17 protein-coding genes are annotated in these 20,655 nt (G+C 35.3%); 5 read left to right on the top strand and 12 right to left on the bottom strand.

Annotated features, from left to right (window positions below; genetic code table 11):
• Positions 1-5: 5 nt before the first annotated feature.
• Positions 6-2,264 carry a TonB-dependent receptor gene (locus tag ACQY44_RS21810; RefSeq protein ID WP_428232382.1) on the bottom strand — a complete coding sequence of 753 codons (2,259 nt, stop codon included), beginning with the start codon at positions 2,262-2,264 and terminating at the stop codon, positions 6-8.
• A 389-nt stretch (positions 2,265-2,653) separates the two neighbouring features.
• Here ACQY44_RS21810 and ACQY44_RS21805 point away from each other — a divergent pair, with 389 nt between their 5' ends.
• Positions 2,654-3,400: an NUDIX hydrolase gene (locus ACQY44_RS21805; RefSeq protein ID WP_428232813.1), complete on the top strand. Its 747-nt coding sequence runs from the start codon at positions 2,654-2,656 to the stop codon at positions 3,398-3,400.
• A 450-nt stretch (positions 3,401-3,850) separates the two neighbouring features.
• On the opposite strand, the gene ACQY44_RS21800 is transcribed toward ACQY44_RS21805, so the two are convergent.
• From ACQY44_RS21800 to ACQY44_RS21775, 6 genes are all read right to left on the bottom strand, one after another.
• Positions 3,851-5,560 (bottom strand): thiamine pyrophosphate-dependent enzyme, encoded by a 1,710-nt coding sequence (locus ACQY44_RS21800; protein WP_428232381.1) that lies wholly within the window; start codon positions 5,558-5,560, stop codon positions 3,851-3,853.
• Between the two features lie 94 nt (positions 5,561-5,654).
• On the bottom strand, positions 5,655-6,173 hold the full coding sequence (locus ACQY44_RS21795; RefSeq protein WP_428232380.1) for an MEKHLA domain-containing protein: 519 nt from the start codon (positions 6,171-6,173) through the stop codon (positions 5,655-5,657).
• A gap of 291 nt (positions 6,174-6,464) precedes the next feature.
• Positions 6,465-6,971 (bottom strand): hypothetical protein, encoded by a 507-nt coding sequence (locus tag ACQY44_RS21790; RefSeq protein WP_428232379.1) that lies wholly within the window; start codon positions 6,969-6,971, stop codon positions 6,465-6,467.
• Positions 6,972-7,180: 209 nt separating this feature from the next.
• Positions 7,181-8,584: an efflux transporter outer membrane subunit gene (locus ACQY44_RS21785; protein ID WP_428232378.1), complete on the bottom strand. Its 1,404-nt coding sequence runs from the start codon at positions 8,582-8,584 to the stop codon at positions 7,181-7,183.
• A gap of 18 nt (positions 8,585-8,602) precedes the next feature.
• Entirely contained in the window at positions 8,603-11,770 is a 3,168-nt protein-coding gene (locus ACQY44_RS21780; protein ID WP_428232377.1) for an efflux RND transporter permease subunit, read from the bottom strand.
• Positions 11,771-11,777: 7 nt separating this feature from the next.
• Positions 11,778-12,938: an efflux RND transporter periplasmic adaptor subunit gene (locus ACQY44_RS21775; protein WP_428232376.1), complete on the bottom strand. Its 1,161-nt coding sequence runs from the start codon at positions 12,936-12,938 to the stop codon at positions 11,778-11,780.
• Between the two features lie 264 nt (positions 12,939-13,202).
• Between ACQY44_RS21775 and ACQY44_RS21770 the strand changes: the two genes are divergently transcribed.
• Genes ACQY44_RS21770 through ACQY44_RS21760 form a run of 3 tightly spaced genes read left to right on the top strand, consistent with a single transcriptional unit; the run spans position 13,203 to position 15,291 of the window.
• Positions 13,203-14,252: a sensor histidine kinase gene (locus tag ACQY44_RS21770; RefSeq protein WP_428232375.1), complete on the top strand. Its 1,050-nt coding sequence runs from the start codon at positions 13,203-13,205 to the stop codon at positions 14,250-14,252.
• The gene (locus ACQY44_RS21765; protein WP_428232374.1) at positions 14,249-14,980 is read left to right on the top strand and encodes a LytR/AlgR family response regulator transcription factor; all 732 of its coding nucleotides are present in this window, start codon (positions 14,249-14,251) and stop codon (positions 14,978-14,980) included. The genes ACQY44_RS21770 and ACQY44_RS21765 overlap by 4 nt, the downstream gene beginning before the upstream one ends.
• Positions 14,981-14,997: 17 nt before the next feature.
• Complete coding sequence (locus ACQY44_RS21760) at positions 14,998-15,291, top strand: DUF3861 domain-containing protein (protein ID WP_428232373.1); 294 nt, start codon at positions 14,998-15,000, stop codon at positions 15,289-15,291.
• 54 nt (positions 15,292-15,345) lie between these two features.
• Here the strand turns inward: ACQY44_RS21760 and ACQY44_RS21755 are convergent, their stop codons facing one another.
• The 3 genes from ACQY44_RS21755 to ACQY44_RS21745 form a co-directional block, all read right to left on the bottom strand.
• On the bottom strand, positions 15,346-15,960 hold the full coding sequence (locus ACQY44_RS21755) for a thioredoxin family protein (RefSeq protein WP_428232372.1): 615 nt from the start codon (positions 15,958-15,960) through the stop codon (positions 15,346-15,348).
• Between the two features lie 3 nt (positions 15,961-15,963).
• Positions 15,964-16,443 (bottom strand): TlpA disulfide reductase family protein, encoded by a 480-nt coding sequence (locus ACQY44_RS21750; RefSeq protein WP_428232371.1) that lies wholly within the window; start codon positions 16,441-16,443, stop codon positions 15,964-15,966.
• A 182-nt stretch (positions 16,444-16,625) separates the two neighbouring features.
• The gene (locus ACQY44_RS21745) at positions 16,626-17,024 is read right to left on the bottom strand and encodes a hypothetical protein (protein ID WP_428232370.1); all 399 of its coding nucleotides are present in this window, start codon (positions 17,022-17,024) and stop codon (positions 16,626-16,628) included.
• 142 nt (positions 17,025-17,166) lie between these two features.
• On the opposite strand from ACQY44_RS21745, the gene ACQY44_RS21740 reads away from it, so the two are divergent.
• On the top strand, positions 17,167-17,613 hold the full coding sequence (locus ACQY44_RS21740) for a DUF6326 family protein (RefSeq protein ID WP_428232369.1): 447 nt from the start codon (positions 17,167-17,169) through the stop codon (positions 17,611-17,613).
• Here the strand turns inward: ACQY44_RS21740 and ACQY44_RS21735 are convergent.
• Positions 17,591-19,879, bottom strand: coding sequence for an ATP-binding protein (locus ACQY44_RS21735; RefSeq protein ID WP_428232368.1), 2,289 nt, complete (start codon positions 19,877-19,879; stop codon positions 17,591-17,593). The two genes, ACQY44_RS21740 and ACQY44_RS21735, sit on opposite strands and share 23 nt — an antisense overlap.
• A complete protein-coding gene (locus ACQY44_RS21730) occupies positions 19,869-20,480 on the bottom strand; it encodes a biliverdin-producing heme oxygenase (RefSeq protein ID WP_428232367.1) in 612 nt (203 codons plus the stop codon). Before ACQY44_RS21730 ends, ACQY44_RS21735 begins: the two co-directional genes overlap by 11 nt.
• Positions 20,481-20,655 lie beyond the last annotated feature (175 nt).

Raw genomic sequence — 20,655 nt, 5'->3', positions numbered from 1 at the left:
AAAATTTAAAATCTGAAATTAAGCGAAGCCTCTAACGTAAACGGACGGATATAAGATCCTACCAAAAGCTGATCGTAATAAGCTGAAGCATCTGTAATTAATTCTGCTCCGCTGATCGCACCTTTGGCACCCGTTTGGTTTAAGAAGTTTACTGCTGTTAAACCAATATCAAAATGATCGTTGATTTTGTAATTGACCCCACCAAATGTTTCCCATCTTGGAGCAAAGAACAACGCATTGGTAAGGTTTGCATATTGTTTACTGAAATAACGGAAACTGGCCCATACCTTGAAATCTTTGTACGTATAACTTGGATCAATTTCCATCAGTACTTTAGAAATTTCCAAAACGTTTTTATCGTTATACGAATAGTTATTTCCAAAAGCAGAGAAATCATAATTTTTATATACCGGATCCTGGAACGTAATCAAATAGTGAAGGTTGAATCCTTTAAACGGAGTTGCCACAATATCTGTCGTCCAGCCTAAAGTCTGAATATCGTAGAAAACAGTTGCTACTTCTGACTGACTTGCATTGGCAGGATTTACCAGGTTTAATCTTGCCTGATAATTATTTCTTGTCAGATAGGTTGCCTGAGAAACCACACTGAATTTATCCTGATTGTAATACAAACCAAAAGCCGCTAATGGACTTTTTGTTTTCGTTAGATTTGGTGCAACAGATCCTGAATAACTTTCTAATTGACCATTTTTTTCTGTATAAGTGAAATCAGCCAAAATTCCGGCACTTTTGGTTACTTTATAAACGGCATTGATTGAACCTCCTAAATGAAACCAGTTGTTATCAAAGTACGATTTCTGACTTGGGTCAAATACCAAATTGGGTGTTCTTGGTGTCTGGTAATAATCTCCTTTTAGTTTGTGGTATCTTAAATTGATACCATAAGCCAAACTCAAACGATCCGAAACGGTCCAGTTATCAGAGAAATATCCCGATAATTTGTTTTCGAAACCGTTATGGTATTCGCCACCCACATTGTAATTGTAAAATCCGTCAGCATCTGTGTTTGACGTTCCTCCGGGAGTATTACGAACTAATTTATCCGGATTTGCACTTACGGTTTGATTAAAGAACGAACGACTTGAGGTAAACTGATCGACATTATAGTAATATTCTAATAACCCAAATCTCCATTTGTGTTTCTCGATGTTCTTTTTGATTTCAAATCGGGACAAAACCGTTGTTGTTGGTGTTCCGTCTGTGTATAATCCCAACATCGAATTTACATTTCCTACATAAGGCTGACCTGTAGCTTCGTACGTAAAATTGTCTGCTGCAGTTCCCTGAAAAATACTCAGTGGAATCGCTATTAACTGTGAAGCTTTGGCGGTATGAAAACGAGTTGAAAAAGTAAATTTCCAATCATTCTCCAAATCATAATTTCCCAGGATATCAAAGGTATGCGAGGTTGTAGCGGCATCACTTCCGCCCATATCGGCAAACTTGGTTTCTCCCGTAAGAATATCTTTGAATTTCATGATTCCGTCATTGACTATATACGAATCACGTCCAATTTTAAAGTCGTTATATTCCTCCACTTTTCCACCTTCTTTATATCTGAAAACAGCATAATTGGTTAAAGAAGCCGAGTTGGCATATTTGTATGTAAAGCTAATTTGTCCTTTTCCGTTATTGAATTTCTTAGTCAGTCCGGCTCTGTAAATTTGAGTTCGGTCTGAGTATTTGGCAAATTTTAAATCGAAAGAGTTCGGGTCGAAATTGGCATAAGCGCCCATGGTATATGACCAGCCTTTTGACAATGGTCCGGAAACATTAAGATCTCCTTTCATCCATCCGAAACTCGAACCGGAAAAGTTACCCACAACTTCTAATTTATCAGTTCCCAGTTTGGTATATGAGTTTACTGCAAAACCTAAATCTCCTGTGGTTATGGCAGCTTCTCCAATTTTAAGCAAACCGGTACGCCCTAAACTTTTGCTTTGTCTCCAGGTTCTGTTGGGCAATTCAGGCCAAAAATAATACACGACAGGCAAATCATTCTCCTGAATGGTGATTCCGCCAACTGTTGATGGCAAACCAATATTTACGTCACGGGGACCTGAGTTATTCGCTGCGTTAAGCATTACATTTCTATTTTTTTCTTCTTTAGTGTCGGTCTCTACAATTTTAGTAATCGGTTTAATTGAATCTGTTGCTTTTTGCTGCTTTTTTTCGTCTTGAGAATAGGCTTCCAAAGTGGGAAAAATAGCTATACAGATTGCTGAGATTAGGATTTTTTTCATAAGTGGTATGTTAGTTCAGTTATCGCAAATTTTCATTGCTTCATTATGAAGCAATATTAATTACAATTTCTCATATCAACAAATAATTCAGCAAAATATTTTCATAATCGCATTATTATCAGCCTGTAAATTTCATAAAACCAACAAATGATAAATATCAGTAAGAAGTCAAAAATTAGCGCAAAAAATACTATCACGTTTGCGTAAAGTATCGGAATTATTGAGAAAAATGGTTTCAGTAGCAACTTGATTCAAAATAGAAAAAGGCTTAAAATCCCAAAAGTCGAGAAGTATTATTTTTTTTATTACTGGAAAAAAATGTCAGAAAAAATTGAACAGATTTGACTTATACGCATCAAAAAGATTAAATTTGAAAACAAATGAATAAAATGGAATTCAAAAAGATACTTGAAAAACAATCTGAAGAGTCATGGAAAAAATACATTCCTACACTTTCTATTGATTGTGTAATTTTTAGCTTTCATGAAACTGTACTACAGGTCTTAACTTTGAAAATGAAGGATCAGGATTCCTGGGGACTTCCGGGGGGCTATGTAAAAAAAGAGGAAAATGTGGATGATGCGGCAATCCGAATCCTGAAAGACAGAACGGGAACTGAAAATGTCTACTTACAGCAGTTTTATACTTTTGGTAATTTGAAACGTTCTGAAAGCGCATTTGAAGCATACGATGACAGTTTATGGAACAAACAACGCTTTGTTTCTATAGGTTATTACGCTCTGGCTGAACACAATAACGTGAATCTGGATATTGATGAATATTCTTCGGCTTGTGAATGGCAATCTATCGAAGATTTACCTCCCTTTATGATGGATCACAGGACTATTCTGGATAAAGCATTACTCACTCTTCGGGAACAATTAAACAATCACCCGATTGGATATAATCTTCTTCCTGAGAAATTTACAATGCCGGAACTTCAAAGATTGTATGAGATAATTTTAGGAAAAAAACTCAATCGCGGCAATTTTTACCGAAAGATTTTGAGATATGATATTCTCACTAAACTCGATGAATCCAGAAAAGGTGGCGCCCATAAAGCACCGGATCTATATCGTTTTGATTTAGAAAAATACAATGTAGCCTTAAAAGAAGGTTTAAAAGGAAGCTGGTAAGTTAGACCTCTTTTATCTGCCCTTAAAAAATTAAAATAGATTTACATTATTGTTTCTTTTTTAAGCAGTTGTTTATGTTTCTGACTACATAAACATTTTATACGATTTTACTCAAAAACAGCAAAATCGTTGTAAAAACAGGCTGTAAAATACCTCATCCTTTTGCCCGTTTTTACAGCATTAGCAGCCTAAAATGTCTCGAGAATTATTTTTAGCACACAGACTACTTAAAAAAATATTTTGAGTAAAAATAAAATCTCATCAATCTATGCGAAAAAATCATGAGTTACCATAACGATACTTATTTCATTCTTACATCTATGTCTTTTTGTGCTAAATCTTTTTTAATGAATTACCAATGATTTTTCTCAGTTTTTCTTCTTCTGTAAAAAAAAATCCACTATTTGTTGGATCAACTGCTATTTTTTTATGAATTCATTTCAGGCTATTTTATAAATTTTTAAGCCTGGGATTACTACCTAACAATTGCATAGCATCAACAGGAACTTCGATCAGTAAAGATTTTGATGCTTTATTTTTAATACTTAATCTATCCAGCAAAGTAGCTAAATTATTCAAATCGGGATTCAGATATTTGGCATCCCAGCCATGGGCTCTTGCAACTCCACAATAATCAATCGATTTAAGTTTTGCATGATAATGTGCTTTTGCGACATGAGGCATAATTTTACCCAATCCCTGCTCTACAATTCCTAATGTTTCATTATTGAATAAAAACACCACAAGCCCAAGATCACTCACTTCTGCCATTGTACCGGAAAACAAACGAAAACAACCATCTCCCGTAAATAAAAATACATCTTTTTCGGGACTTGCTAATTTTGCTCCAACCGCTGCTCCAAAAGCTCCGCCCATAGCCGAACCACGATACAGCGAGTAAAACTTAATATTATTGTTAGGTCTCTGCACCACATATTGACGGTCTTTATAAGCCAGACAAATATCATCGATACCAATTGAATCAGCAGGCCACCATTTATCCAGTTCCTGGTATAAAACAGGCATATTTACATAATTTTTGCGGGCACTATGAAAAGGTTTATCATTTAAATTTTGTGGTGCTAATTTGGCTGAAATATTACGAAACGGATTTTGTATGGAGGATTCGATTATTGATTTTAATAAGATATCTAATGGAGCTTTAAAATGATAATAACGTCCTTCTGCAAAATGTTCTAAACTATTATCAACTAATCCGTATGCATCAGGGATATTACCAACGAAAAATGTAGCTGCTGCCGAAAATTTATTAAAATTAACGGTGTATTCATCCGGACATGCTCCCAAAATAAGCAAAACATCCGTTTCTGTTAATGAATTAAAAAGTGATAAAGCGCGATCATTTCCTCCAAAGGAAATATAGCCGTATCCATAAGGATTGTCACGAGCTACAGCATTTGCACCATTTATGCTCCAAACCATTGCTGCCTGCAATTGTCTTGAAATCTTAGAGGTTAGCATAATGGCATCATCATAACGCACCATTTCTTCGCCAACCAGAATCACTAAACGTCTGCCTTTTATCTCTTTTCTGAAACTGGTAAGAAAGCTTTCCAGATCAATTTCTTCCTTATTATCGCTCTTTTCTTCAGGTACAGGTTCAAGAACTTCATCGTGCGCGATCATCAATTGCTCATTATCCAGAACAAGCACAACAGGTTTCGAATGGTCTAATTGATTTTTTGCCTGAGCCAGTTTCTCTGTTAAACTTAATTGGTTATTGAGTACAAACACAGAACCCGGTAACTCTGCCTCTAGTTGAAGTAGTATATTACTGCCATGATGTGTAGAATCTTGTAACGGCGAAAAACCAACTGCGCTGATACCGGAAACAGGAACAATATAAATAGCCGGAATATCATGTAATTTAGCATCGCTTAATCCGCAACTAATGAGTTTTGTAGCTGCTCCTGTTGTCGCAATTGCAGCCGCTATTTTTCCGCTGGCGAGATAATATCCCAAAGGAACAAAACCTGCATTGTATTCTCCAAAATTTAAAAACTCAATTTCATTAGACGAATTACCGGTATAAGGATCAATATTTTTAAGAAAATGAATTACTCCTCCACCCATTACACCTGCATAAAGAGAAACTCCCCAACTTTTAAGTGTATCTATGATTAGTTTGTTGCTGTTCATGTGATTTTAAATTATTGCCTTTTACAACGCACAAATAATACTATAACAGCATTTTTGACAGTCTATCAAAACTAAAAGAACCTTCAAAATAAGTTTACAAAGGAAAGTTGGTAAACCAAATCTTACTGTTTTCAAAGAGATTATTGTCCGATTGCCTTTTTTGTATTTCTTCTATTGTCCAAAAAAGTGCTCCCTGCCCCCAAGCGTTATTATCCTTGTCTTGTAATTCCCAAACGATTGCTTCATTAATAGTAAAACTATTTCCATATTTATCAACGCGGGGACCTGAATAATTGTAAACAATCTTGTTTTTACTAACCTTTTCGAATAATAGTGCGCGTGCCTCTCTGTCAGCAGCTGCAGCACTGAATCTTGAAGGAATTAAAAGTATTTCATCCCACGTATATTTGAAACAGGACAAAGCATATTGATTGGCATAAATAAAAAAAGAATCCGTACTATTATCTACTGCAAGTATGCTATAATTTGCTTTTTCATGTAGCCATTTATAGCGATCCTGAACCGTTTCAGGACAAGGAAGACGCGTTCCGTTAAGGGCAAGAAAACAATCATCTATTTGTTTAATCAGTTGGTATTTTTCTTCTGAGTTCATGATATATAAATTTTTAAGAAGTGAATTATTTTATATACAGTAATAAGATAATGAGTTTAACTAATCAAATTTTGATACTAATAAAGATACAAACCATAATTAAAACTCAATGAAATAAAAATATAAAAATTCGTACAAAAAATTACTAAATAACTGATTAATAAATGATTAAATTATCATTTTTACAATATTATTTACATCACATCCTGATAACACTGCTTTCTATAATTTAATATTAAAACAAAAAAACGCCTCATTACTGAGGCGCTCTTCAAATTTAGTCATGTTTATTTAGTGACGGTCATCATGTCCGTGATCTTTATCTTTATCTTTATTGCTATTTCCTCTGGATTTATTTGAATTATCCTTTCTGTCGTTTCCATTTTGAGGCTTTTGTTTACCCTCATATTTATTATTTTTATCAGGTCTGTTTCCTCTGTTTTGTTGAGGTTTACCATGATATCCTTTTGGATAACTGGCTCTGTGTTTTTTGTGATACGAATAAGGAGCATCTCCTCTGTAATCATTTAAAACTACTTTATAGCCTCCATAAAGATCATATTGTCTGTATTGTGCCGGTAATCTGCTTTCACGAACCCATCTGCCATTATTGTCATAGATAAACTGTTTCTGGGTAATATCATAATAAGTATCAATATCAGGTAAGTAATAATATCTGCTATCGTCATAACCTTGTGGTCCCCAACTCGGAGGCGTACCAATATTAACATTGATCGAAACTTGTGCGTGGGCAAAAACACTCATCAGGAGCATTAGTGCAATTCCTAATTTTTTCATTTTTTGTGGTATTAAGTATTAATTGATTTGAAACAGAGCGAAAGTAGTGCCAATGTTTTCCTTTCTACGCATTCATTATACAGAAAGGCAAAACCAATCGACGTATAGCACTTCTTAACCGACAAAACCTATCAATAAAAAAAAACGCCTCAGAATATGAGGCGTTTTCATTGTAACAATTTAAAAATCAACAGCAATTAATCTGAAACCTATTTCCATCCACCACCCAAAGCACGGTACAAATCAACAACAGCTTGCAATTTCTGCAAATTATCGTTTACACCGCTCAATTGAGCTGCCAAAAGATTTTGTTCTGATGTCAATACATCTGTATAATTAGTAGCTGAACTATATTCTAAAAGTTGTTGTGTATAATCAACCGCTTTTTCTAAAGCATCAATTTGTTTTGCTCTCGAATCTTCTTTCTCGACTGCCATTTCATACGCATACATAGCATTTGAAACTTCCTGACCCGCAACCAAAAGACTTTGTTGGAAATTATTAAAAGCCTGAACTTGTCTGGATTGTGCGTTTGTCAATCTGGCTTTATTAAGTCCCTGATTAAAAATAGGCTGTGTTAATCCTCCAATTATAGAATAAAAAATAGACTGATCAAAGAAATTTTTCAATTCTAAAGTCGACAAACCACCACTTGCAGTAAGTGTCAAACTTGGATAAAAATAAGTTTTAGCCATATTAGTGGTCTCAAAAGCTGTTCTGAAATCAAATTCAGCCTGGCGAACATCAGGACGATTCTCTAACAACTGAGCAGGCAAACCTATGTCGATCTTTTCAGGAACTATCTGAGATCCCAGCGTTCCTCTTTCAATTGGTCCGGGAGCTTGTCCTAATAAAATATTCAAAGCATTTTCAGTCTCACGAATACTTCTTTTCAGGTCCGGAATCAATACTTCGGCTGCATGCTGATTGGCTTCACTTTGCACTACTGCTGCTCCGGTAACTATTGCACCTTCTTTTAGGTCTTTGATAACTTCAACATTTTTGATCCGGCTTTCTAATGTTGCTTTTGTAATTTCTAATTGTCTGTCATACGCTAACAATAAAAAATAATTGTTGGCAATATCAGAAATCAATTGTGTTTGTACCGCTTGTTTAGCAGCATCTGTAGAAAGATATGTTGCTAAAGCGGCTCTTTTCGAACTGCTTAATTTTCCCCAGATATCCGCTTCCCAAGACGTACTCAGACCTAACTTATAAGTCGTCGTTAGTGTATTGATATTAATTCCGGCCGGGAAATTTAATGCTGCTTTAGATTGCTTATTACGCGTTGCATTAGCATCAAACTCCAAATTTGGATAATACGCCAATTTGGTCTGGCGCAAAGTCGCACGTGCCTGAACGATGTTTTCTATCGCATTTTTTAAATTGATGTTTTGGTCTAATCCTTTTTGAATTAAAGCATTCAGTTTTTGATCTTTAAAAACAGTCTGCCAGGGCATATTGGCAATCGTAGTCGAATCAGCAGAAGCCTGATCACGATACAACTTATCCGTCGAAATTGCCGAAGGACGTTCGTATTTCTTGGCAACACAGCCACTCAAAAGTGTGACTGCGACTACCATTAGAATATATTTATTTGAACTATGAGTCATTTTTTCTTAATTAAATTATTACTCTTTATGAGATTCGATTAGTTGTACTTCCTCATCATCATCTCCTTCATCATATCCCTCTTTTGCCGGACCACTAATTTTTTCCTGTAACGTTTGGAAAATGATAAACAATACCGGAATAACAAATACTCCTAAAACAGTTCCGATTAACATACCTCCAACAGCTCCTGTACCAATTGATTTATTTCCAACAGCTCCTGCTCCCGAAGCAAACATCAAAGGAACCAGTCCTAAAATAAAAGCGAATGAAGTCATCAAAATTGGTCGTAAACGCGCTACGGCACCTTCAACTGCTGATTGTACAATCGGCATTCCTTTTCGCCTTCTTTCCAAAGCAAATTCGACAATCAAAATACCATTCTTCGCCAGCAATCCGATCAGCATGATTAAGGAAATCTGTAAATAAATATTACTGTTTAACTTGAATATGATCGAGAACAAATAGGCTCCTGCCAATCCAAAAGGAATCGATAATAATACGGCGAAAGGCAAAATATAACTCTCATATTGTGCACTTAATAAGAAATACACGAATACCAGACATAATATAAAGATAAATATCGTTTCACTTCCTGAAGCCAATTCTTCACGCGTTAATCCGGAGAATTCATAGCCATAACCTGCCGGCAATTCTTCTGCGGCAACTTCCTGAATGGCTTTAATAGCATCTCCCGAGCTAAATCCCGGGTTTGGAGCTCCCGTAATGGAAATAGAAGAGAAAAGGTTAAATCTTGAAATAGATTCCGGCCCGAAAACTCTGGTCATTTTTACAAATTCTGTTATTGGAGCCATATTTCCGGCAACGTTTCTAACAAAAATTTTGTTCAGTCCTTCTGTATTCGTACGGAATTCCGGTGAAGCCTGAATCATAACACGGTATTGTTTTCCGAATTTATTGAAATTCGAAGCATACAAACCACCATAATACCCCTGCATCGTCGATAAAATTGTATTGATTGAAACTCCTGCATCTTTCGCTTTTGCCAGATTAATATCCATCAAATATTGTGGAAAACCGGGATTAAATGGCGTTGTTGCATATTGAATTTCAGGGCGTTTTGACAACTTCTCTAAAAATTCGGTATTTACTTTAAAGAAATCTGCTGTTGAGTGACCTCCTTTATCCTGCAATTGAAATTCGAATCCACCACTTTGTCCAAATCCTGAGATGGTTGGTGGAGAAATGAAGAATATATTCGCTTCCCGAATACCGCTTGTTTTGGCAAAAAGCTGACCAATAACATCATTAACACTCAAATCACGTTTATCCCATGTTTCCAGTCTTACAATTACCATACTGTAGGCACTTCCCGCACCTGCCGTAAAGTTTTGTCCAATAATACGCAGTGTATTCTTAACTCCCGGAATGGTATGCGCAATACTGTCTACTTTCTTGGCTATTACATCAGAACGTTCCATAGAAGCTGATGGTGGTAAACTAATGTTGGCAAAAACAACCCCTTGATCTTCCGCAGGAACGAAAGCTGATGGTGTGGTTTTCATCATATAAAATAATGATGCACCGGCAATGATAATAGCTGCTAATACGATCCATTTTTTAACCGAAAGAAATTGAACCGAACGTTTGTATCTGCCTGTTACATTATCAAATGCAACGTTAAACGAAGTATAAAATCTCTGAATAAAGCTTTTATGTTTGTGATCGTCAGCATGCGGTTTTAAAAGTAAAGCACACAATGCCGGACTTAAAGTCAAGGCATTAATCGCCGAAAGAATAATCGCAACGGCTAATGTGATACCAAACTGCTTGTAGAAAACCCCGGTAGATCCGTTAATAAAAGTAACCGGAATAAATACAGCAGACATTACCAGTGTGATCGAAATAATCGCACCTGAAATTTCATCCATCGCATCAATTGTCGCTTTCTTAGACGATTTATAACCATGATCCAGTTTGGCGTGTACTGCCTCGACGACGACAATCGCATCATCGACCACAATACCAATGGCCAGAACCATTGCAAAAAGCGTTAGTAAGTTGATCGTAAACCCAAACAAGTTCAGGAAGAAAAAGGTACCTACAATCGCCACCGGAACGGCAATTGCCGGAATTAACGTCGATCTGAAATCCTGAAGGAAAATAAATACTACGATGAAAACTAATATAAAAGCTTCAACCAAAGTATGAATTACCTTTTCGATAGAGGCATCCAGGTTTTCGTTGACATCCACAAGAATAGTATATTTTACTCCTTTTGGAAAATCTTTTGCAGCTTCTTCAATAAGTGCTTTTGAGTTGTTAATTACATCACGGGCATTTGATCCCGGAGTCTGGCTAATGGCCATCGCTGCTGATTCTACACCGTTTGTCTTAATTGTTGAAGAGTAACTTAGAGATCCTAGCTCAACTTTGGCAACATCTTTTAATCGTAACATTTGTCCGTTCCCAACAGATTTGATGACAATATCTTCAAATTCCTGAGCACTGGTTAAACGCCCTTTATATTTAATTACATATTGAAATGCCTGATTTCCGTTCTCACCAAATTTACCTGGTGCGGCTTCTATATTTTGTTCTGCCAAAACAGCCGATATATCACTTGGAATCAATTTGTATTGTTGCATAATATCCGGTTTCAGCCAGATTCTCATAGAGTAATCTTTTGCACCAAAAACGGTCACATCTCCCACCCCAACCACACGCTGGATTTGAGGAACAAGGTTGATCTTTGCATAATTTTGAAGGAAAGTCTGATCGTAAGCCGGATCGTCACTGTATAAAGAGAAAATCAACAAGTTACTACTCTGACTCTTCGTTACGGTTACCCCTGCCTGAGTTACCTCTACTGGTAATAAACTGGTAGCTCTGGAAACCCTGTTCTGAACGTTTACCGCTGCCAGATCGGGATTTGTACCTACTTTAAAGAATATTTTTATAGATGCATTTCCGTCATTGGTCGCTGTAGAAGTCATGTAGGTCATGTTCTCTACCCCGTTAATTTGCTCTTCAAGCGGAATTACGATACTTTTAAGTACAACATCAGCATTGGCACCTGTATAACTCGCTGCAACGTTTACCGTAGGAGGAGCAATATCCGGATATTGAGATATAGGTAACTCAATCAGTCCTAAAACACCCAGAATAACAATAATAACTGATATTACTGTCGAAAGTACAGGTCTTTGTATAAATATTTTAAACATTTTTTTCTTATTTTAAGTCCCCATAAACCGTTTCCGGTTTCTGATTTTGAGTTTTAATTTCGCTTCCTTCTTTTAATGCTGCTACTCCTTCCAGTACAATTTGATCTCCTGCTTTTAAGCCACTTGTTACCACATAAAAGTTTCCGGCTGTATTTTCTAATACCTTAATATTAGCATTTTTCGTTTTGCCATCTTTTCCTACTGTAACTGCAAACATCTTATCCTGTAGTTCAAATGTAGCGCTCTGAGGAATCAAAAGTCCGTCTTTAATATCTTTCGGAATTTTTACAGTTGTACTGCTTCCGCTTCTGATAATCCCTTTTGGATTAGGGAAACGGGCTCTGATGTTTACCGAACCTGTTTCTGTATTGATTAATCCGTTTACGGTTTCAATACGTCCTTTTTCAGGATAAGTTGAACCATCTGACAGTACCAGCAGAACTTCCGGTAATTGTCTTATTTTTTGTTCTAATGTAGTTCCGGTAGCACTTTTTGTAAAATCCAAAAGCACTTTTTCATTCATAGCAAAATAGGCAAAAACATTTCCAATACTTGAAACTGTAGTCAACGGATCAGCTGTGTTAGAACTTACCAAACTTCCTAAACGAAACGGGATTGAACCTACAACACCATTAACCGGGCTTACTACTGTCGTGTAGCCTAAGTTAACTTTTGCATTTACTAAAGCGGCATTTGCCTGAGCAAGCGATGCCACAGCAGATTCATAGGTATATTGTGCAGATTCAAGATCATATTTACTAATGATTCCTTTTTCTACAAGGGGTTTCACTTTGTTTACTGCTAATTTTGCTGTGCTTAAATTTGCCTGCGCACTTTTTATACTTGCCGTTGCCGTGCGAACTTCCTGCTCATATTCGGGTGCACTGATTTTAAATAAAGGTTGTCCGGCTTTTACGACCGCACCTTCATCTACAAAAATCTTATCGATGTATCCTTCTACCCTAGGGCGAATTTCGATATTTTGCTGCCCCTGGATACTGGCAGGGTACTCTGTATATAATGTGGCTGATTGTGGCTGCAGCGTCAGCGTTTTATACTCTTTAACTTGTGGTGCACCTCCGGCCTGAGCCGATTTGTCATTTTTATTACCACACGATGCGATGATAATAGCTGCTGCGAGAATGCTTAAAAAGGATTGCTTATTCATTGTGAAAAATGTGTAATTATCAATTTATATAGAAACAAAAGAACTAAAATATTACAAACAAAAAATTTTCAATAGACGAAGGCCTAGAGAGAATCGATAGATATCTAATGAGAACCGATAGAAGTTGTTCTGTCGCGATTGTGCTTTTTCAAATAGGCTCGTCGGCTCTAAAATGGTTTTTAAAGATTCTGATTCTATTTTGGGCGATTGGTTTGATATCTTTTATAAATATAGTGTAATATTGTCATAAAATCAAAAAATAAAATGTCTCCAACCTTTTTTAAACCATACATTTTCACCGGATTACATATACTTGCCTGGTTATTATTAGGGTTTACCCTATTGTTTTACATACCATTAACATGGAATATTGTCCTGCCAACAATCTTCTGGTTATGGCAATCTATTGTGCTGTTTTTTATGATTGTCATTTTTTATTCTAATGCTCAGCTAATAGTTCCCAGAACGATTATAAAAGATAACATAAGTCCTTTTTTATTATGGGCACTTTTTATCATTTTTGCGATGCAGCTTATCGCCTATCTCTACAATTACAATACTGATGTGCGCAGTAAAGTGGCTGCAATTCTTGGTTTTAAAAAATATAGAAATGATTATTTCGACAATTATGTTTTCACCATAAGTTTATTGGTTTTGGGAATTAGTACCAGCTGGGCGATGTTACAACATTGGCAGAAAGCGGCGCAACACAAGCAAAAACTGGAACAGGATAAGACGATGGCAGAACTTGCCATGCTAAAAGCGCAGATCAATCCTCATTTTTTCTTCAACTCACTCAATAGCATTTATTCACTTACTTATACCAATATTGAAGATTCCCGTAATGCCCTTCATACCCTAAGCCGTATGATGCGCTATTTACTTTACAGCACAGAAGGCGAAAGAACTACTTTATTAAAAGAAGCAGACTTTATGAAAGATTTTATAGCTTTGATGAAACTTCGTGCGAATAGTAAATTGACGATAACAACTGATATCCCGGAAAAAATACACGACTACCCAATTGTTCCTATGTTGTTATTACCTTTAGTCGAAAATGCTTTTAAACACGGCGTACATGCTACAGACAAAAGCGAAATACATATTAAACTTAGACAAAACGGAAATCATCTTGAATTTGAAGTTGAAAATACTTTCTTTGAAAAAACAGCAACAACAGATCAAGGCGGAATTGGATTAACGAATACAAAACGCAGATTGCATTTAATCTATCCGAATCAGCATATTATGACTTGCGGCATTGACCAAAGTGGGAAATACAAAGTAAATCTGCAAATAACTTTAGAACAATGATTGTATTAAAATGTATAGCAGTAGATGATGAACCACTTGCATTAAGACTTGTGGAAACTTTTATAGAACAGACTCCTTTCTTAGAATTGGCCTGTAGTTGCGATAATGCAGTTGAAGCAATGAGCCTGATACGCGACCAACAGCCGGATATTGTTTTTTTAGATATCAACATGCCCAACTTAACCGGTATGGAACTGGCAAGACTTTTACAGGAACAGCCCGGCCCATTGCCTAAAATTATTTTTACTACCGCTTATAACCATTATGCTATTGAAGGGTATAAAGTAAATGCGGTCGATTATCTTTTAAAACCTTTTAGCTACGAAGAATTTTTGCGTGCTGCTAACAAAGTACTGCAATTGTCTGAGGAAGCATCCAATCATTATCATTCTGTAACGGCAGATGATGAATTTATTTTTTTGAAGGTCGAATATCAATGGGTCAGAATTTCATTAAAAGATATTTTATATATAGAAAGTCTAAAAGATTATGTAAAAGTTCATCTCGAGGATACACAAAAATCTGTCATGTCTTTGATCTCACTAAAAGCCCTTGAAGAAAAATTACCAAGTACAAAATTCATGCGAATCAATCGTTCTTTTATTGTTTCGTTAGAAAAAATAAATGCTATCAGCAAGAATTCAATCTTCGTGAATAAAACCGAAATAACTGTTGGTGAACAGTATAAAGAGACCTTTAAAACCATCGTTGAGAAATGGTTGAAATAATTATAATATAAAATCAAATGGAAAAAAAATCAAATAAATATTATCTGACACTAAGTCTAAAAGAATACGCCAACGGCGAAACTGAACCCGCAAAAGAACTGGGAATACAATTCGATAATCACGATGAAATATTTGGCATTATTGAAAAAATAAAAGAGAAAAATATTTTTGAAGACCCTAACGAAGCCACTCAATTTGCACTGGGATTAAAATTATTCAGCGAAGTCAAATTAAAGCATCGCAAGAATCCGCTTTTTGAAGAATTGAATGAAGTCTTTCCTGTCTTCATGAAAAAGCTAAAAAGTTTATAACATAAAAATGCCTCAAATATTGAGGCATTTTTTATAATCAAAAGAGAATACAAATTAAGCTTTTGCTTTTCTTTTTACAGTACAACCAATTTCTTTCGTTTCAGTTATAGCGGGTTTCTGACTGCTTTTTAATGCCGCAATCACATCCTCAGCATATTTTGTTTTCTCTGTTTTAGTTCCTTCCGGATCATTATCGATAGCTCCTACATATTCTACTATATTTCCTTTAGCTGTTTTAGAAACAATAAAAAGATGTGGTGTATGTTTCGCTCCGTACTGATCGGTAACCACTTGCCCCTGATCGAATAAATAAGGGAAAGGGTATTTTTTGTCTTTTGCCAATTGCTGCATTTTATCGTAAGCATCTGCTTTCGAAGCTTCAGGATCGTTTGGGTTAATCGCGATTACAGGATATCCTTGTGGTTTGAATTTTTTATCCAGCTCAATTATTCTTTGCTCGTAAGCCACTGCATAAGGACAGGTATTACATGTAAAAACAACAATAAAACCTTTCGCTTTTGGATAACTGGCAAAAGAAACTTCTTTACCATCTACATTTTTTAGCTTGAATTCCGGAGCAGTTTGTCCCGCTTTAAGCGTTGTTGTTTGTGCCTGAGCAAATAAGATACTAAATACTAGTACCGTGATTGTAGTAATGAACTTTTGCATGATTTATAATTTTTTATATTCAGTTAATAATTGTTCGTAGGTAAATTCAGATTCGATAAATTTTCTTTTATCGCCTTTGATAAAAAGGGTTGCCGGGATACTTCCTGACCAGGTTTTGTCGATTCGGTCAATATATTTTTGCGGATCATCTTCATTCAGTAAAAAAACCTGCCTTTTTATATTTTTCCTTTTTACAAAAGGAATAACGGCGGAATTTAATTTTGATTTAAAATCAACACTGACTAATAATACAGCTAGTTTATCTGATTTATAATCAGCACTCAGTTTTTCAAAATGGGGTAATTCTTTAATGCATGGCGCACACCATGTCGCCCAAAAGTTAACTATATAAATGCTGTCTTTTCCTTTTTTGATTCTCTCGTTTAGCTGATCGATATTAAGCAATTTTACGTTTTGACTATATCCTGCTACTGAAAAAGTTAAGAATAAAAAAGTATAGATTTTAAAAGCCTTGATTTTCATAGTCCTAAGTACCTAAAATTAAATTTGCCTTACAAATATAAACTAATGAGGATTTAGTTTTTGTTAATAAAAGTTTAATGCGGAATTAATTTAATACAATACACTACAACTATTTCCTTTACTGATATTGATTGTGTTTCGTTCTATTGATCTCGAAAAGACATCTAAGCTTTTGAAAAATACTACCTTGCAATTATTACATTCAAATTGTTAACGAATACAAGTGATTCCATATTATCCATTTTAGTCAGAGACAAAATGCCGTTTTTATTCTCGTTTATTGCATTTATTCTAAAACAAAATTCATCTCCGTCTTTACTCATTAAAGTTATAAATTCAATAGTATCATCTGAATTATTTCCACAACTATGTGAAATAGTATATCGATACATTACCTTAAAAGTATCTTTGTCATAATTGTAAACTTTTCCATCTGCAGTGAATACCCATCTTGTATTTCTGTTTGCATCATTATACCAGGTTCCAACAATTTTTTTTGATGAAGAATCTTGAGTCTGGTTGTTTCCAAAGATTGTAGGGATTTGCAATAGCAACAGTAAAATTAAAAATAGCTTTTTCATAATTTTTATGGTTTAATAATGTTGTTTGATACTTATTTTTGAAAGTTTTCTTCTTACAAAAATACTATTTAATTGACCAATAGAATATCTTTAACTGTAACAAAAATTAAAAAATAGCTACCTATAAAAAAAAAACACTACCATGTCTGCAGAACAAAATACCATGAGCTTAAAAGATTTTGAAGTGAATATCAAAATTAAACTTGCCTTTCTTTGGGTATCTGTAACTTTGTGTTATTTATACGGAGATTATTTTGAATTGTATGTCCCCCGAAAAACTGCAGGACTCATCAGTGGCGATAATTTGCTTAATAGTCCCTTAAAACTGCTTTCTGCAGCAGTTTTACTGGCTATTCCTGCGGTTATGGTATTTCTTTCTATCATCCTAAAACCCAAACTCAATAAGTTGTTAAACATTTCGTTTGGATTATTCTTTACTGCAATTATGCTTTTAATCGCCTTAACTTCCCTTACACCCTGGAAAAGTTTTTATGTTTTTCTGGCTGTGGTCGAAAGTATAATTACGGGTTTAATTGTACTTTATGCGTGGAAATGGCCTAAAAATTTTAGTGAGAAGAAGATGAACTAATAAGTGAATCCATAGGATCACAAGGAAAATAGATGGTAATTTCTGTTCCTTCATTCAAGGTGCCAACTGCTCTTATATTTCCGTGACAGGTTTGCATTATTTTTTTACACAATGCCAGTCCCACTCCTGATCCGTCGTATTTTTCAAGAGTATGTAATCTGGTGAATATTTTAAAAATAGATTCTGCATATTCTTGTTCAAAACCAATACCGTTATCACTAAAAGTTACCCAGTGACAATATACTTTATTAGAGTATTCATTTATTTCCGGTTCTTTTGAAGCTGTAATTTTAATGACGGGAAGCCTTTCTAACGCTGCATATTTTAATGAATTTTGCATAATATTAGAAAACAATTGTTTCATCAAAAACGGAACTGCATGAACATCAGGTAAATTTTCGCACTCTAAAGTCGCTTTGTTCTCCAAAATGATCTCTTTCATATCCTGTAAGGTTTCTTCCAAAATATAATTAAGACTAACTTTTTGAAGCGAATCTTTGGTATGCTTTATTCGGGTATATTTGAGAATGTCAACCAATAAATTCTGCATTCTGTTGGCTGATTTTGTTACGCGCTGCAAGGAATCAATAATCGCTACCGAAGGAATTTCATTCGTATCCGAAAGTACTTTTGAAGCAATAAACTGAATCTTGCGCAAAGGTTCCTGTAAATCGTGCGTACTGATCCAGTTGATGTTCTCAAGCTCCAGATTTGTCTCGCGTAATACATCACTTAGATTTCGATATTTTTCTTCTTCTTCACTCAATAACAGCATGATAATTTGGTTCTGTAGCGCATGTGCATAACTTGCTGCTGCATTTAATTCAGGCTGGAGCCAAATTTTACTTTGATTTTTTATAATTTGTTTCCATAAATTAAATGAATTTCTGGGATGCAATCCGTTTTGATCAATAATAATGGCCTTTTCAGGATCTCCTCCCCAATTGATCTCTGCAATGGTTTCCGGTCTGTACCAAATTATGTTATTACCATTGCCCAGCGAATGGTAAATAATACCAGACACCTCTTCGTATCCGTCTAAATCAGGAACAAAATTGCTTAATTTATGGGTATTGAATGTTCTCCCATATTCATAAGCATCCATATTCGAAATGATTTTTTCGATCTTTTGGTTTGAAGGTGTAAGTCCGTTTTTATAAATTTTATCTCCAATAGCAATTGATACTCCGGTCGCATTACACAGGTTTAATAACTCCGGATTACTGCAAATAATATCAAAAGAATCATGTTCCAGGGCAAGATTCAAAGCCGTTAATCGCTCAAGTGCCCTACTGGTTTTACGTGCAATCTCATATTCATCATTCGACTGCCTTAAATCGATCTGAGAAGTAATAAATTGTCCCTGAAGCTTGGCTGCCAGTCTTATTTCCGGAGAGATATTTTTAGGCGAATAATGATGACAGGCAATAAGTCCCCACAAACGATCGTGGTGAATCAGCGATATGGTAAGCGTTGCCCCAACACCCATATTTTTAAGGTATTCGACATGAATTGGCGAGGTACTTCTAAGCGTGGAAAGACTTAAATCCAGATTTTTATTCTCTTTATCATCAATGGTATAAATAGGCACGGGCTCATAACCAATGTCTACAATTAATCGCAATTGATTTTTCATGTACAACTCCCTCGCCTGAATAGGAATATCGCTATGCGGATAGTGAAGTCCCAAAAAAGGTTCTAAATCTTCCCTACAATTTTCAGCATAGACTTCCCCATTATAATCCGCATCAAAACGATAAATCATAACACGATCATAACCGGTTATTTCACGGGTTCCTTCGGCAACAAGTGCACATAGTTCCTTTAGCGAACGCGTATTATTCATATTAGACACAAACTGAATGGTTTGCGAATATATATTGGCTAATTGTTCTTTTCCATTGGATTGCGGTTCTGCCTCAAGAATATAAACATCCCCTTTTTTATGTATGTTAATCTGAAACGATGTTCCTTTAAGTTCTATTTCAAGAGGAAATACAATTTGGACTTTATGATTGTGCACATAATCGTATAATTGCTTTTGTGCTGCTGTTCCAAAAATTTCACTGAATTTATGACCTAAAACTTTATCATAAACCAAATCAAGAAATACAGCAATATTAGCGGTACAAAAATCAATTTTCCAATCTAGTGTAATTCCCAGTAAAAAACCGTGAGGCTGGATGCTTCCCGGAATGTGAATGGGCTCGTGTTCACAATTTGTTAGTGTGACCCTGTCGCGATTAACAATGTCTTTAATTTTCATTCCTCACCGTATTCAAAAAATGGTTGTAGATGCATTCAAAAGCATATACAGCTCCTTCAATGATTTCGTCTTCGGCATTATGCTGTTCGTTGTAGACCGACAGAATGTTGAGAAAATTTTTCCAATAACTTCCTGTTTTATTCCCGTATCCTGTAAAATACGAAACTCCTTTTTGCTGATCCAATCCCGGAATGGTCTCTAAATTTTTTAAGATAAAGCGACCGCCAAGTGAAGATCCTTCGACCACGTAAAAAATGCCGAGTGCAAATGGAATAGTAATATCCTGATTTATAAAAACTGATGTCGTTTTGCTTTTTTTACAATTCAGAAAAGAAAGGTCCTCCTCAATCAATTGTGTTTTTTCTCTTTCTTTTAGATCCGGAATAAGGTCTTTTAACAGAGGAAAAATTATTTCCTGAGTACTATAATGCACGTCATACATAAGAGATAAATAATGGCAATACTCTTCTAACTTCATTTTTGGAGAAAGTATAGATGCTGAAAGCGGAAGGCTTTCGAGTTTTCTGTGCGCCGCTGTTGTTTGACTTTTTAATCTGTCTAAAAAATCAAAGGATGTTATAGGATCCAAATTTTTAGTCATTGTAAGGTTCTGGTAAATAAAAATTAATATTGAGGCAATATGCTCTTACTTACTGATTTTAAACAAATTCTAAAAAACAGCATTTGGCATAATGGTAAATATAGCTTTTTTAATTGGAAAAAATTTTCATCGTCTTATTAAAACTTTGTTTTAATTGCATGTTTCTATCAGAAAA

Source organism: Flavobacterium sp. (assembly GCF_965277525.1).
Classification (GTDB): Bacteria; Bacteroidota; Bacteroidia; order Flavobacteriales; family Flavobacteriaceae; genus Flavobacterium.
The sequence above is the reverse complement of the archived record's forward strand: the minus strand, read 5'-3'. Positions and strand labels throughout refer to the sequence as shown.